The sequence below is a fragment of the Bradyrhizobium sp. LeoA1Lang genome (assembly GCF_055413685.1).
Genome location: NZ_JBVAPG010000002.1, coordinates 12,604 through 26,496, shown reverse-complemented (window position 1 = coordinate 26,496; position 13,893 = coordinate 12,604). Strand labels below are relative to the sequence as shown.

The 13,893-nt window shown below is 60.8% G+C and carries 11 protein-coding genes and 2 pseudogenes; 10 read left to right on the top strand and 3 right to left on the bottom strand.

Features of this window, described 5'->3' with window-relative positions; translation table 11 throughout:
* Window positions 1-190: 190 nt before the first annotated feature.
* Both ACZYOF_RS00890 and ACZYOF_RS00885 read right to left on the bottom strand, forming a co-directional pair.
* The gene (locus ACZYOF_RS00890; protein ID WP_282527200.1) at window positions 191-673 is read right to left on the bottom strand and encodes a hypothetical protein; all 483 of its coding nucleotides are present in this window, start codon (window positions 671-673) and stop codon (window positions 191-193) included.
* A 147-nt stretch (window positions 674-820) separates the two neighbouring features.
* Complete coding sequence (locus tag ACZYOF_RS00885; RefSeq protein WP_463714468.1) at window positions 821-1,708, bottom strand: alpha/beta hydrolase; 888 nt, start codon at window positions 1,706-1,708, stop codon at window positions 821-823.
* A gap of 389 nt (window positions 1,709-2,097) precedes the next feature.
* Between ACZYOF_RS00885 and ACZYOF_RS00880 the strand changes: the two genes are divergently transcribed.
* The 5 genes from ACZYOF_RS00880 to ACZYOF_RS00860 all read left to right on the top strand — a co-directional run bounded on the left by ACZYOF_RS00880 (window position 2,098) and on the right by ACZYOF_RS00860 (window position 9,312).
* A complete protein-coding gene (locus tag ACZYOF_RS00880) occupies window positions 2,098-2,700 on the top strand; it encodes a hypothetical protein (RefSeq protein WP_130580049.1) in 603 nt (200 codons plus the stop codon).
* Between the two features lie 26 nt (window positions 2,701-2,726).
* Window positions 2,727-3,320, top strand: coding sequence for a hypothetical protein (locus ACZYOF_RS00875; RefSeq protein WP_463714467.1), 594 nt, complete (start codon window positions 2,727-2,729; stop codon window positions 3,318-3,320).
* A 30-nt stretch (window positions 3,321-3,350) separates the two neighbouring features.
* Window positions 3,351-4,772: a Dyp-type peroxidase gene (locus ACZYOF_RS00870; protein ID WP_463714466.1), complete on the top strand. Its 1,422-nt coding sequence runs from the start codon at window positions 3,351-3,353 to the stop codon at window positions 4,770-4,772.
* A complete protein-coding gene (locus tag ACZYOF_RS00865) occupies window positions 4,769-6,091 on the top strand; it encodes a catalase family protein (RefSeq protein WP_463714465.1) in 1,323 nt (440 codons plus the stop codon). The genes ACZYOF_RS00870 and ACZYOF_RS00865 overlap by 4 nt, the downstream gene beginning before the upstream one ends.
* Window positions 6,092-6,156: 65 nt before the next feature.
* The gene (locus ACZYOF_RS00860) at window positions 6,157-9,312 is read left to right on the top strand and encodes an AAA family ATPase (RefSeq protein ID WP_463714464.1); all 3,156 of its coding nucleotides are present in this window, start codon (window positions 6,157-6,159) and stop codon (window positions 9,310-9,312) included.
* Between the two features lie 230 nt (window positions 9,313-9,542).
* On the opposite strand, the gene ACZYOF_RS00855 is transcribed toward ACZYOF_RS00860, so the two are convergent.
* The gene (locus tag ACZYOF_RS00855) at window positions 9,543-11,186 is read right to left on the bottom strand and encodes an ATP-binding protein (protein ID WP_463714554.1); all 1,644 of its coding nucleotides are present in this window, start codon (window positions 11,184-11,186) and stop codon (window positions 9,543-9,545) included.
* 298 nt (window positions 11,187-11,484) lie between these two features.
* Here ACZYOF_RS00855 and ACZYOF_RS00850 point away from each other — a divergent pair.
* The 5 genes and pseudogenes from ACZYOF_RS00850 to ACZYOF_RS00830 all read left to right on the top strand — a co-directional run.
* Window positions 11,485-11,703: pseudogene (locus tag ACZYOF_RS00850) on the top strand (IS5/IS1182 family transposase); the annotation flags it as partial.
* A gap of 161 nt (window positions 11,704-11,864) precedes the next feature.
* Window positions 11,865-12,341 (top strand): annotated as a pseudogene (locus tag ACZYOF_RS00845) (autotransporter outer membrane beta-barrel domain-containing protein); the annotation flags it as partial.
* 234 nt (window positions 12,342-12,575) lie between these two features.
* Window positions 12,576-12,785, top strand: coding sequence for a cold-shock protein (locus tag ACZYOF_RS00840; RefSeq protein ID WP_130580042.1), 210 nt, complete (start codon window positions 12,576-12,578; stop codon window positions 12,783-12,785).
* A gap of 309 nt (window positions 12,786-13,094) precedes the next feature.
* Window positions 13,095-13,382: a 30S ribosomal protein S21 gene (gene rpsU, locus ACZYOF_RS00835; protein WP_130580041.1), complete on the top strand. Its 288-nt coding sequence runs from the start codon at window positions 13,095-13,097 to the stop codon at window positions 13,380-13,382.
* Between the two features lie 138 nt (window positions 13,383-13,520).
* Window positions 13,521-13,814, top strand: a complete 294-nt coding sequence (locus ACZYOF_RS00830) for a hypothetical protein (protein WP_130580040.1) — start codon at window positions 13,521-13,523, stop codon at window positions 13,812-13,814.
* The last annotated feature ends 79 nt before the right edge of the window (window positions 13,815-13,893 follow it).

The following is a 13,893-nucleotide window of genomic DNA, read 5'->3' as shown; positions in this document are numbered from 1 at the left end:
CCGCCAACGACCTTGCCAGCCCCGGATATTGAAATCGGCTCACGCCATCCGGTGGCGTGCACCTTGCCCCGGAATTAGGTTCCCGAATGTGAACTAGTTCACAAAGTCAGCGAAAAAAACCGTATCGAGATTCGGCAGCGACGGTGGATATGTCCTGCCGGTGAGGGGTTTTGCGGTGATTTCGACCGACTCAGCCGCGGCGCTTGCGCCCGCTGCGAACCGCGTGCGACCGCGATCGTTTGCGGACGGGTTCGGCCGCCGGCTCATTGGCCTGGGCGCTGGCGAAGGATTGCCTTAAGCCCTCGACCGCCTCGGTCAGTGCCGTGACCTGCTCGGACAGCTTCTTGGTGTCGGCCTGCTGGGCGGCGAGCATGCGGCGCATGGTCTGCAAGTGGTCCTGCACCATCTGGAGCTGGTCGATGGATTCCTGCTGGGTCGCCTCCAACCCCTTGGTTTTCTCGACGAGCTGTTCGGACACCTGCGCGGTGCGGGCCTGCAATTGCCGGCTAGCGACGACCCGATCGGACTCCGGCGACGCGCCGGTATAGACCCGGTACAGCGCGATCGCTCCGATCCCGAATAGGACGAGAAACAGCCCGACGGCGGTGACCGCAATCGGCTGCACACCAATGCGCAGGGCGCTGGTGGAATTCCCGGGGGTGAGGTCCATCATTCGACACCAAACCGGACTAATTCTAAAGGTTCCGAATACCACAACCTCAGCGCGCCTAAAACCCCGTGATTTGTCCCGTGTTGGTACGCATTGGCTCTAAAAACCTGCGAAATCGAGGTTTTTTGGCTCAAGCGGCTACCAGGCGCACTATGCCAAACGGGCACGGATGAATTGCCCCGCCTTGGAAAGCGCGTGGCGGCCGGCAGCGAGCTTCGCATTCCATAGCGGCCACGCGTGGATCATGTGGGGCCAGATCTCCAGCGTCACCTCGCCATCGGCAGCGCCGGCCGCCTCGGCGAGCCGCGTGGCATCCGCGAGCAACGTCTCCGCCGATCCGACCTGGATCAGCATCGGGGGATAGCCGGTGAAATCGCCAAACAAGGGCGAGATGAGCGGTGAACTGCGATCGATGGTGTCAGGCACATAGGCGTCCGCAAGCTCTTCCAGATAGGTCTTGTGGATGATCGGATCGACTGCGTCCTTGGTGCCAAGGGTTGTGCCAGACATCGTGAGATCGGTCCATGGCGAGAGCAGCCAGGCACAGCCGGGCAAGTCCTCGCCGTCTCTCAGCAACCGGCCGATTAGCTCGAGCGTAAGATTGCCGCCGGCACTGTCGCCGCCGACGGCGATGCAGTGCGCCGGAATGCCCTGCCTGTGCAGGAAGTGCCAAGCCTTCATCGCATCCTCTTGCGCGGCGGGATAAGGGTGCTCGGGCGCGCGGCGGTAACCGATTGCGAGCGTTCGAACGCGCGCGGCGCGCCCGGCTTCGCTGACCAATCTGCGGTGGCTCAGAATCGATCCGGAGCAGTAGCCGCCGCCATGGAAATAGAGCAGCACGCGTGATGGCTCGCTGCCCGGCGCCAGCGACCATTCGCCTGCCACGCCGTCGCAATCGACTGTTTCGAGCTTCACGTCATCGGCCACCGGCCAGACCGAACCCACTTCATCGAGGCGTTCGCGCCGCTCGGTCCATCCGATCGGCCGCGGTTTTGACGAAAGCAGCGCGCGAATGGCGTCGATTTCATTGGTTGCCACGGCTTGTTTCCTGATGATTGCGCCGACCACGTCTATGGTTGGTCACGCCAGCGCCGGAAAGGTTGCTCACCGGAGCGGCATCGCGCAATCGCTGGCGGGATTGCTCACGTGATCGAAGCCGTTGGCACGCTGTCGCTGAACTGCGCGATCACATGGATCGTCACGCTGTATGACAGAGCTGTGATGCTGGCCGGCATTAGCAATCCATGACGGATGTGCGAGAGTCAGTTGTGCACGACAACATTCATTGCACTGGACGGAGCAGCGACTTTCGATAATAGTAGTAACGTTATTACCTGACGTTGTACTATCCTCCAAGGTATTATTATACAGGTGGGCCGAGCGTGCGTGTCTCGCCGAGTTCACCATGATTCATGGCGAGACGTTGCATGGCCGATCGCGCACGTAATCAGTATGGATTAGGCAAAGCCGTTACTTTCAACGTGATAACGCCGATGACGCGCTTCGGCACCCTTGTCGTCGGAGTGCTGCTGTCTATCTTCGATCGCTTCAAATCGACCCAAGTCACAGCGAAGGAGCTGGCGTTTCTGCCCTTTGTTCACTGGGTTGTCGTCAAGCGCGACAGCTTTCCGCGGGTGAGCGACAGCCAGCCGGCGGAAAATTTGCACTACGATTATTTGTTCTTTCTGAGCACGTTCAACGGTCCCTGGGGACCTTACATCGAAGCCTTTGCCGACGTGCTCTACAAACCGCTCGACCTTGTCTGGTTCTGGAGCGTCGGATACCCGTTCGCCCGTCCGGTCGGGCCGCTCAAGGCCTATATCCAGCGCAACCAGATCGAGTCGGACCATTCCTATAGCGCGTATCCGGGTGCGTCCGTGCGCGATGTGCGCTCGGCACTCGAGCTGCGCAACGAAGTCGAGAAGCTTTTTCAGAATTCGAGCGGACTGTCTCCCGAACGGTTTGCGGTCGAGTTCGATCGCTTGCTGATCAGCGTGCAGAACAAGCTCGGTACATTTGGACCAGTGTAGCAGGCCGGTCGAACGGAGTTGGCGACGTGGCTAATCAAAACGGTGAGAAGTACGGCTTCACAGGCCTGTTTCCGATTGCAACCAATCAATCTGACGATCTGCGTGGGTTTCTGCGCACGCTGGATGACCCGCGAACCTATCCGCGCGGCTCGCCTTTGAGCCATGTGCCGATCATCCACATGGCGCGAATGTTCATTGTCGACCGCCTCGCCTATCAAGGCACGCCGGCGAAGTTCGATGCGCTCAAGTCGGACTATCTGGTGTTCATGTGCGAATTCGATGGCGAGAGCGTCGATCCTTTGGTCCAGGCCCTGGCCAGCAATATCCCGAACGAAGTCGCGACCATTTGGGGACGCTGTCTTGGCTTCCCGGGTATCCATCGGCGCGATTTGCTCTCCGGATATTTCGAGCGGTGTCAACTCAAGACCACGCTGTTTCTGGCGGACCAGCCTGAGGCGAGCGTAGGCGAGATTCTCATGGCGCTACTGTGCCGACGCCGCCTCGGCGAGTTCGTCAAGCTTGTTCAAACCAATCCACGGCCTCCCGAAGTGCTCCAACGAGAGTTCAGGCAAATGTGGGAGGGTCTCCAAAACGAGAGGCCGTCCCCGGGAGATTTGTGAGTACGCAACGATCAGAGCAGGGGTCTGGCGATGCTCAACCTTACCAATATTCAAGGCAATATCCTTCGCGGTTACGCCTCGTTTCCGCACGCGCAGTTCTTGTTCTTCGAGATCCAAAACGCTGATGATGCCAGGGCGTTCATCCAGCGGCTGCTCGAGACCAACGCCGTCACGCCGGCACTGTGGCGCGCAAAGCCGGACGCCACTCTCAACATCGCCTTCACCTTTGAAGGCCTCCGCGCCCTTGGCCTGCCTACGGAAAGTCTTGCCACGTTTCCTTGCGAGTTTCAGGAGGGCATGAAACCTCGTGCGAACGAACTCGGTGACATCGATGAAAGTTCACCGGAGCACTGGGACGATCCCTGGAAGACGCATCGCGTTCATATGCTGATTTCGATCTACGGCCGGACAGAGCCGGCGCTCGCGGCGCACTGTCAACAGCTCAGGGATCTGCTGCCGAATGGCGTGCAGGAATTGAAGGACAGTCAGCCGGCGGGGCTGCTGCACATCAACGGCGAACAGACTCGCAGGGAGCACTTCGGTTTCCTCGACGGCTTGAGCAACCCCGCGATCGAGGGAGTGCCTGACGACGGTGGCAGGGACCGTCAGGACGTTGGCAATCCGGATGAGAAGGGGCGATTTCGCAAGATTCCGCTTGGCGAGTTTCTTCTCGGCCACGCGGGTGAGGGCGGCGAGATGGCTCCCATGCCGCTGCCGCATCTTCTCGCGCACGATGGCACCTATCTCGTGTACCGCAAGCTGGAGCAGGACGTCGTTCGTTTCCGTCGCTACCTTGATGATCAGGCGGACGCATTTGCCCGAACCATTCCCGGTCGTCTGCCGGATGGCGTCAGCGCGAAAAAGTTTCTTGCCGCCAAGATGATGGGGCGATGGCCGGATGGATCCTCGCTGATCGAACACCCCGACGCCCCTCGTGAGGACACGCGCAATACATTCGGCTACGCCGGCGATCCCGCGGGCGCACGCTGTCCGCTCGGTGCACATGTGCGGCGCGCCAACCCGCGCGATGCGTTCGGCTTCGGCGGCAAGACGATGAGCCGACACCGCTTGATCCGCCGCGGAATCGCCTATGGCAAATTCCTGCAACCGGGCAGCGAGGAGGAAGCCGAGAGCCAGGAAAAGCGCGGCATTATTTTCATTGCGCTCAATTCCGGCTTCGACCAGTTCGAGTTCGTGCAGCAGAAATGGATGAATTTCGGCGACGATTTCGAGCAGGGCAACGACACCGATCCGATCGCCGGCAATCGTCCAACCATCGGCGGTCGTCAAAGCGCGCAAATGATGATCCCGGGTGACGAAGCCACGGGACGACGACCGTTCATCTGCTTCGACATCCCGCGCTTCGTCACGACCAGGGGCGGCGACTATTTCTTCGTTCCGAGTCTGGCCGCGCTCGGTCTTTTGGCGTCCGGCGGAGTTGACGTCGCATGAATCGGGACACGATCCAACAATGGCTGCGCGGTCGCCGTGGAAGCGGCGCGGTGTCTTTCGCGCAGGCGCAGCGGGAAGATCCGATCGTTCAGTCGTTCCGCGTGTTCCGGGACTTCCAGCGATTCTGGCAAATGGCCCGCGGCTCCGCGCAATCCGCTTCGGCACCGGCGCGGAGTTCAGAGGCGACGCCGGCAAGATATGAAGAGCTCGCGAACGCGCTGGAGCTGCAGGACCGGCCGATGCCGCTCACGAAATTCGAGCGCGCCGTGCCTGGCGAGGCAACGCTGATCGCCAACATGGCGCGTATTGCCGCAAACCTGGTCGTCAAGAACTACTGTGAGATGAAGGCCTCGGACCCTTCCGCCTGTGCGATGCGCGACCAGCATGCCAAGGCCCATGGTTGCGTCGATGCGGAGTTTATCGTCCGCGACGATCTTCCGGCAGAGTTCTCGACACCGCTGTTTCGGCCGGGGGCCCGCTATCGGACCATCGTCCGGCTCTCCAACGGACAGGGCCAGCCACAGAGCGACCGCAAGCCCGACGGTCGCGGCATGTCCATCAAACTTTTCGACGTTGCAGACGAGACCATTCTGCGTGGCCTCGAGCCCGGCAGAACGCGGGCCGGCGAGCACGATTTCTTGCTGAGCAGCTTCCCGGTGTTCTTCTGCAAGAATGTGCTCGATTATTCCGAGTTGATGGAAGCCGTTGCGGCGCCGAGCGGGACCTCGCGCGAAAAGTTTAAGCGGCTCCTCAAATGGATCGTGTTTGCGGTTCGTAACCACCGCCAGTTCGCCACGTTTCTTCGCACCGCCATCGTCAGGATCAACAACCCGCTGACTGCGACCTATCACAGCATGTCACCCTATTTGTTGGGTGAGCAGCATGTGGTGCGCTACCTCGTCAGTCCCGTGCCGGCTCGGAACGATGTCCCATCGTGGTGGAGTTTCTTTTTCGGATCGCGACCCGACAACTTCCTCCAGGAGGCGATGCTTCGCGATCTCAATCCGACTCCACCTGGAGATGATATCGTGTTCGATTTCGCGGTGCGGGTGCGCCATTCGGCCAAACCGGAAGAGGTCGAGAACGCTCTCCTGCAGTGGACCCGTCCCCAGGATCGGACCGTGTCGATCGGAGAGATCAGGATTCCAAGGCAGAATTTCCTAACGCCGGATCGGGTTTTCGATGGCGAACGCATGATGTTCAGCCCGTGGAACTGCTTGCAGCAGCACCGACCTCTCGGTAGCATCAACCGGATGCGGCTTGCCGTGTACCTTGCGTCCCTGCAGGTACGGCGGAAGCTCAACATGGTTGGACCTTGAGCGGGCAGGCGAAACCGGACCAATTTGATGGACCTCGGCTGGTTGCGGCGCTGCCAAACGCAGAGATGGCAGGGCTGCAGGCTGAGCGCCGACAGCTTACCGTCGTGTTCGTCGATCTCATCGGCTCGACGCCGCTGAGCGAGCGGATCGATCCCGAGGAGTTCTTCGCGGTCATCCGGACCTATCGCGATCTCTGCAACGAGCAGATTTGCCGCTATGGCGGTCACATCGCCAGAATGATCGGCGACGGACTGCTCGCCTATTTCGGCGTCCCGCAGGCGCACGAAAACGATCCCGAGCGCGCAGTGCGCGCCTCGCTCGCCATCACCGCCGCCATCAAGGAGCGGGAATTCCAGATGTCGGATGGCAGCTTCCTCCGGCTGCGGGTGAGGATCGGGGTCAACACCGGTCCGGTGGTCGTCGGCAGCGTGCCGGGCGAGCCCTCCGAGCGGCGGGAGGTGTTCGGCAGCTCGGTGCATGTCGCGGCTCGCCTTCAGGGTCTCGCCGGCGAGAACGCGGTGGTCATCGGCTCGGGGACCTATGAGTTGATCCGCGGCATGTTCGATTGTGAGCCGCTGGGCAAGCGCCGGCTGAAGGGCGTCGAGGAGCCGGCCGAGTCTTGGCGCGTGAACGGCGTTTCGCCGGGCGAGAGCAGGTTCGACCGCGCGCGAACCTTGCCGCTGCCGCCGATGATCAACCGATACGATGAACGCGCGCTGCTGGCCGAGCTGTGGGAGCAGAGCCTTGGCGGAGCAGGGCGCGTCGGCGTCATCTCCGGCGAGCCCGGCATCGGCAAGTCGCGCCTGATCCGCGAGTTCAGAAGCTCGCTCGACCGGTCCGCGGTTGATGTTCTCTCCGTTCAGTGCTCGCCGTTTCACGTCAATTCGCCACTTGCGCCGGAAATCGAGCGGCTGAAGCGCGCAACGGGCATCCACGAAACCGACGACCCGCGGCTATCGCTGGCGAAATTGCGTCATCTGCTGGGGAGAGCCGGTTTCGATGTCGGGCAGGCGCTTCCCTATTACGGGTCACTGCTGTCGATACCGGCGTGCGAAGGATACGAGCCTGCCGATCTCCGTTCTCCTTCCGAGCGTGCGCGTGCCTTCCAGGTGATAATCGAGGTTCTCGTTGCGGCGTCACGAAGGAAGCCCGTCCTGTTCATCGTCGAGGATGTCCAGTGGATCGATCCGACGAGCGTCGACCTTCTTTCGCGGGTGATCGCCCGCTGCGCGCGCGAGCGCGTCCTGTATCTGGTCACGCACCGCGACGACTACGAGGCTGGCTGGCTATCGGGTCCGACCATCAAGCGCATCACTCTGCAAAAGCTTGCAGCAGACGAGTGCGAGCGGATGGTTGCCGCCGTTGCCGGCATCGAGTTTCTTCCGCGGATCACCAGCCAGATCGTCGAGAGGACCGACGGCGTGCCGCTCTTCATCGAGGAGTTCACGCGAGCGGTGGTGGATTCCGGGGCGATCGAGAGCGCCACCGACCATGGCAAATTGCCGGGGCCACTGGTGCCGGCAAGCGTCCACGATTCCCTGATGGAGCGTCTTGACCGGCTGGGTACCGCCAAGCGCGTGGCCCAGATCGCCTCGGTATTCGGGCGGCAGTTCGATTATCGCGGCATTTTCAGCCTGCTCCCGGACCAGGACGAGTCGCTGATATCAGCGCTTGAAGCCCTGGAGCGGGCCGGGATCGTGTACCGCGTCAACGAACTGGAAGGCACGCTATACGCTTTCAAGCACGCGATGATTCAGGAAGCGGCGTATTCCTCGCTGCTGAAGGAGGATCGGCGCAAGCTGCATGCGCGCGCAGCGTCCTGGCTGCGTCAGCAGGCCGACATCGGGGAGAGCAGCGATCCCGCCGTCCTCGGCTATCACTACGCGCAGGCAGAAAACATTCCGGAAGCCATCGGCGCCTGGCTGCAGGCGGGCAAGTCCGCGCTCAGCCGATCGGCCACCAAGGAGGCGGTGGCGCATCTGCGCGAGGGCCTCTCTTTGCTGTCGAGGCTATCAGCTTCGTCGCGCCGCTACGAGGCCGAGATCGCGCTGCAATCCAACCTTGCGATGGCATACACCGCGATTGCGGGCTGGTCCGATCCGAACGTCTACGAGCCCTATCATCGGGCGCTGAAGCTCTCCGGCAGCCATGGCACGATCCGCGAGAAGACCGCTGTCCTTTGGGGTGTTGCGGTGGCCGAGCTGGTCAATTGCGAACTCACCAAAGTGCTCGAGCATTCGCAGGACTTCCTTCGGCGAGCCGAGGAGTGGCGCGACGATGAGGCCATCCTGATGGCGTCCACCGCGGCGCTGATCGTCAATTTCTTCACCGGCCGTCTGAATGAAGCGCGCGAATTGGCGGTCGCGATTGAAGCGCGCTACAATCCGCGTGAGCACGGCAAGCTGGTTCAAACCTATCAGCACGATCCTCTGGTCGTTGCGCTCGTCTATTCCGGACACATCGAATGGCTGCTCGGCCGTCCCAACCGGGCCAGGGAGTGCTGTGAATCTGCAAGGCGGCTGGCGAACGAGATCGGCCATCCCTTCATGATTGCGCTCGCCCACATCCTTGGCGTCGGCGATCACTGGTATGACGGAGACCTTGCAGCCAATCTGGCCTGCGTCGAGCACGGGATGAAGGTCGCCGCCGACTACGGCTATCCGATGTACCAGGTCATCGGTCCGCTATGGGCGACCTCGGCGCTGGCGGCGGGCGGCCCCGCGCCGGTTGTGCTCGAGAAGCTCTCCGGCCTGATCGGCAGATTGCCGGCGGAGAATCGATGTATTCAGATGCCGCTCTACAAGGCTCTGCTCGCCACCGAGTTCGGACGGATCGGGCAGAAGGACAGGGCGCTTGCATTGGTGACTTCGGCCGAGTCCCTGATCAAGCAGACCGGCGAACGCTGGCTGGCCCCGGAGATCTACCGGATCCACGGTTCGCTGCTGCACGCCGAACCGCATCGCGACGACGCTGCCGCCATCCGCCTGTTCAGGCGCTCGCTTGCCTATGCGAGGAAGCTCGAAGCCGTCGGCTGGGAATTGCGGACTGCAATCGAGCTCGCGCGCCTCCTCATGAACAGGAACAAGAGCCGGCGTAGCCTGACCGAGGCACGAGACGTGCTCGCATCAGCGCGAGCGAAATTCTCCTCCGCCGAGACATCGGCCGATCTGCGGCAGGCGGATGATCTGCTGCAGCAACTGAGTTCGGGCGTGAACTCGTAAATTCAGGGTGCCGGCGGATGTCCGCTGTGGTGCGCGTTTCGGACCCTGGCCAGACATCGCCTGGAGCCCGAAAGGGCCAGGCGCTGCCGTGACCAATCGCGGCAAAATTGTTCGTTGTTCGATCACCTCGTTGGCGCCGGCAAATAGCGGGGCCCGACAGTCAAGCCGAGCGCCTTGGCTGCTTTGAGATTGATTGATGAACTCAAGCTGTGGAGTCCAGGATCGGCAGATCAGCAGGCTTCTCGCCCTTGAGCATGCAGCCTGTGTTCCTTTCCCACGCCGGGCACAGTGAACTGAAATACGGCGCCGCGAGGTTCATTCGCTTCTGCCCATAGCCGGCCGCCATGAGCCTCAATGATGGACCGGCAGATTGACAGTCCCATCCCCGTTCCATTGGACTTCGTGGTGTAGAAGGCCTCGAAAACGCGCTCGAGATGGTGAGGATCGATGCCCAGTCCGGAATCGCGCACGGCCACGACGACCCCGGTGTGGTCTTGCTCGGTGCTGATCGACAGCTCTCGCGCGCCCGCCTCAACCGAGCCCATTGCTTCAACCGCGTTCAGGATCAGGTTCAGGAAGACTTGTTGCAATTGAACACGATCCCCATGAACAGGAAGCAAGCCTTCCGCAAGGCGAGTCTGAACCGAGACACCATTCCTGATGGTTGCGCTTCGCGCCAACACGATCACCTCATTGATTGCCGCATTGAGATCGAATCGCTCTTTTCGCGGAGGCGTTTTCTTGATCTGCTCACGGATGCGGCCGACGATGTCTCTAGCGCGATCGGAATCGCGCACGATACAGCCCAACGCCTGCCTGGCTTCACTCAGATCTGGCGGCTGTTTGCCCAAAAAATTCAGGGCGGCACAGGCGTTGATGTGTGCCGCGGCGATCGGTTGCGTGATCTCGTGAGACAGTGAGGCAGCCAATTCTCCCATCATGCTCACGCGGTTCATGTGGGCGAAATCCGATTGCATCTGCTGCATTTGTTCCAGCGCTCGTGTGCGATCCTCGATGTCCACCAGCAGGATGAACCAGCGCACGATGAGTCCGGACTCATCGCGAATTGGGACACCGCGGTTTTCAAACCACCGATATTCGCCGTCGAACCGCCGCAGGCGTAGTTCGTAATGGAAGGGAGCACCGGCGGCGATTGATCTCTTGAAAAGCTCAAGGATGCGGGGAAGGTCTTTAGGATGTACGGCATCGCTTGTTTCCCAGGTCGTCAGCTCCTCCTGCGAGCGGCCGAAATACTCGATGATTTGGCGATTGACCGTTTCGAGTTCACCGTTGGGGGCCATGATCGCAACGAGACCGGCTATTCCGTCAATGGCTGACCGATACTTCGCCTCGCTCTCCCGCAAATTGCGGTTCGCGTGGCCAAGCGCCAGCGTGCGTTGCTTCTCGGCTTCGAACAGGCGCACGTTTTCGATCGCGATCACCGCTTGTTCGGCGAAGGTCTCCAGAAGCGCGATCTGGTTGTCGGAGAACGGTCGGACCTCCCATCGCCGGAACAGAATGACTCCAATGGGGGTCCGCTCGCGCAGCAACGGTGTTCCGAGCGTGGTGCGATGGCCCTGGCGTTTTGCGTCACTGCTGCCCGACGGGTACTCGCTATCCTCGGCGGCGAGATCGTGGACATGAACCGACCGCCGATCACATACGGCTCGTCCTATCACCCTGTCGCGATTTGCGGGAAATCCCTCACGGGCTTGAATATGCACCGGAAGTTCCCCGTATGAAGCCACCAAGCGAAGAAGGTTGTTCTCCAGGCGGTAGATCTCCGCATTGTTCGAGTCGCACAGGCGTGCGGCATGTTCGGCCACCGCGTCCAGCACCGACTGAAGCGGCGAATCCGAGATGATGCGCAGCATCTCGGAGGTGGCAGTTTGCTGCTTCGTAGCCTCGATCAGGCGCTCCCGCACGTTGGCGGTCTCCCGTTTGCATGCTTCAAGCTGTCGTTCGAGATCGGCGCGGATCTGGCGAACTCGACCAAACCGCGCCTTCGTTTTGGTCAGGTGAAGCTTGCAACCTCGCGTTCGACTCTTCGTCCATTTGCGAGACAAGGTCATCTCCATCGCCCGAGAAGCCCCAATACTGATCGTCACAACCGGTGACGGGGCCTGGGGAGAATAGCACGCAGCCCGGGCGCGCGTCAGCACATGCGCCAGGGCCATCGCCGCCAAAGGCGCGCTCGCCGTCATCCCCAACAACCCATCACGCGCGCTCAAATATCCGCTCGACAAGCATCTCTATGCCGAGCGGCATCTCGTGGAGTGCTGTTTCTCAAAGCTCAAGCAATTCCGTCGCGTCGCAATCCGTTTCGAAAGGACTGCCCGAAACTACCGCGCCGTCGTCACCATCGCAGCCATCGTCTTATTGATGCGATAAGTGTCCACAGGACCCAGGGCGTGAATCCATAAATTCAGAGTGTGCGGGCGGGCGCCTGCTTTGGTGTGCATTTCGGACGCTGGTCGGACAATGGCTCGCAGTCCGAAAGGTGCCATTTGCTGACGTATGCGCCGCAACAAAGTGCGGCGCACTGCAGCACATCCGGGGCCTTCGAAGGCGGCTACCGGTTCGCGACAACTCTGATCGGCATCACGCCCTACGCCGCGGTCCAGGTGATCAGCCTTGATCTGCCGGCCTATGCCGAGCGGAGCCTCGTCGGCGGCGGGCTGTTCGCACTGAACTATGCCGGCGAGACCACGACCGACACCCGCACCGAGCTCGGCCTGCGCACCGACAAGTCGTTCGCCATGGCGGATGGCGTGCTGACGCTGCGCGGCCGGCTGGCGTGGCCGCATGACTACAATCCCGACCGCGCGGTGAGTGCGATCTTCCAGTCGCTGCCGGGCACAAGCTTTGTCGTGAACGGCGCGCGGCCGGATCCCGATTCCGCGCTCGTCAGCGCCAGCGCCGAGCAGAAGTGGCTGAACGGCTTCTCGCTCGCCGCAACATTCGAAGGCGAGTTTTCCGCCAACGTCACCAGCTACGCCGGCAAGGGCGTCGTCAAATATAGCTGGTGAGGTAGGCGCCGGGCAGCGATCACGTCAACGCAAGCGCGACCTCGCGCGGCCGAAAAAAGAACCCTTGAAGGAACCCTTGTGTTCTCGAAGAAAGTGTATACGTTGCTGTTATTCGATTAGCCGTTGTGCCTTGTTGAATGGTCCAGGCGGCCCTTTTCCAGAGACATCGTCGGATTGAGTTTGGGGATCGTGCGAATCCACGCGAGGCGCGCGTTTGCGCTTTGGAGAAATGTTATGGCGACAGGTACGGTGAAGTGGTTCAACGGGCAAAAGGGTTTTGGATTTATTCAGCCGAATGATGGCGGAACCGATGTGTTCGTCCACATAAGCGCGGTCGAGCGGGCCGGGCTTCATGGACTCGCTGAGGGGCAGCGAGTGAACTTCGAAGTCAAGACCGACCCGAAGCGTGGCAAGGTCAGCGCCGAGAACCTCTCGCTGGCGTAAGCAGCTTTCGTCATTCCACGGATGTACTGGGATGACTGTGCGACCCGCTCGATCTCGGGATTGAGCGGGCTTTTGCGCGCGAAGGGCAATCTATCCCTTCAATTTAGATCGCTAGAGCATGATCCGGAAAAGTGTGAAGCGGTTTTCCGAAAAGATCATGTTCAAACAATAACCTAAAGCGCGATGATGATTCATCCTCATCTCATCGCGCTTTAGACGGGCGGGATTTACTTCGAAGGAGTCGTTGTAACGCTTCGGCTGCCGCGACTTCAGCCAACCTGGCGCTGCAACTCTGATGGAGCAACAACCGTGCAAGTAATCGTTCGCGACAACAACGTCGACCAAGCGCTTCGAGTTCTAAAGAAGAAGATGCAGCGCGAGGGCGTGTTCAGGGAAATGAAACGTCGTCGTTCTTACGAAAAGCCCTCGGAAAAAAAGACCAGGGAGAAATCTGACGCCGTGCGCCGTGCCCGCAAGCTTGCTCGGAAACAGGCCATCCGCGACGGGCTCATCGCCGCGCCACCCAAAAAGGAAAGAGTCTTGAGCAAGCGTCCGCAAGTGCTGCCCGCCGTTACTAGCGGCACACGAGGGACCTAACAAGCGTGCGAAGCGGATCGTCCGCTGGCGCCGTATTCGCCGCGGCTCCGTGTAACGCAGACGCCTGGTGAGGTCGTGAGCTATGGACGAGGAGGGGCAGACGACGCGCACTCAGGCGCTAAAGATCAGGGATAGGCCATGAAGTTAAACCAAGCCCAGATAACCAAAACGCTGTCTCAGTTTCGAGCGCAGGTGCTTGCTGAGGATCATCCAGCAGTGGCACAATTTTGCGAATTGTTCGGACAGCATACCTTCTTTCTCGACCCCAAGGGGCTGCATGTGCTCGAGTTGCTCGAAGTTCCTGGGATGGAAGCTGAGGAAGGAGAGGTAATAAGTCTTGCGGATTGGAGCGACGCGGACTTTACAAAGTTGACGACGCATCAGCCCGAACCGACGGGCGTCGTCGTTCGCTTGAAAGACGTTCGACACTGAGATCGCTTCTAGAGCATGATCCGGAAAAGTGGGCACCGGTTTTCCGAAAAGATCACGCTCAAACAAAGAGCTAAAGCGG

Bases quoted from the DNA above. Each gene is read 5' to 3' on its own strand.
- ACZYOF_RS00890 (WP_282527200.1), bottom strand. From the start codon at position 673: ATGATGGACCTCACCCCCGGGAATTCCACCAGCGCCCTGCGCATTGGT.
- ACZYOF_RS00880 (WP_130580049.1), top strand. From the start codon at position 2,098: ATGGCCGATCGCGCACGTAATCAGTATGGATTAGGCAAAGCCGTTACT.
- ACZYOF_RS00870 (WP_463714466.1), top strand. From the start codon at position 3,351: ATGCTCAACCTTACCAATATTCAAGGCAATATCCTTCGCGGTTACGCC.
- ACZYOF_RS00865 (WP_463714465.1), top strand. From the start codon at position 4,769: ATGAATCGGGACACGATCCAACAATGGCTGCGCGGTCGCCGTGGAAGC.
- ACZYOF_RS00860 (WP_463714464.1), top strand. From the start codon at position 6,157: ATGGCAGGGCTGCAGGCTGAGCGCCGACAGCTTACCGTCGTGTTCGTC.
- ACZYOF_RS00855 (WP_463714554.1), bottom strand. From the start codon at position 11,186: ATGCTGCGCATCATCTCGGATTCGCCGCTTCAGTCGGTGCTGGACGCG.
- ACZYOF_RS00840 (WP_130580042.1), top strand. From the start codon at position 12,576: ATGGCGACAGGTACGGTGAAGTGGTTCAACGGGCAAAAGGGTTTTGGA.
- ACZYOF_RS00830 (WP_130580040.1), top strand. From the start codon at position 13,521: ATGAAGTTAAACCAAGCCCAGATAACCAAAACGCTGTCTCAGTTTCGA.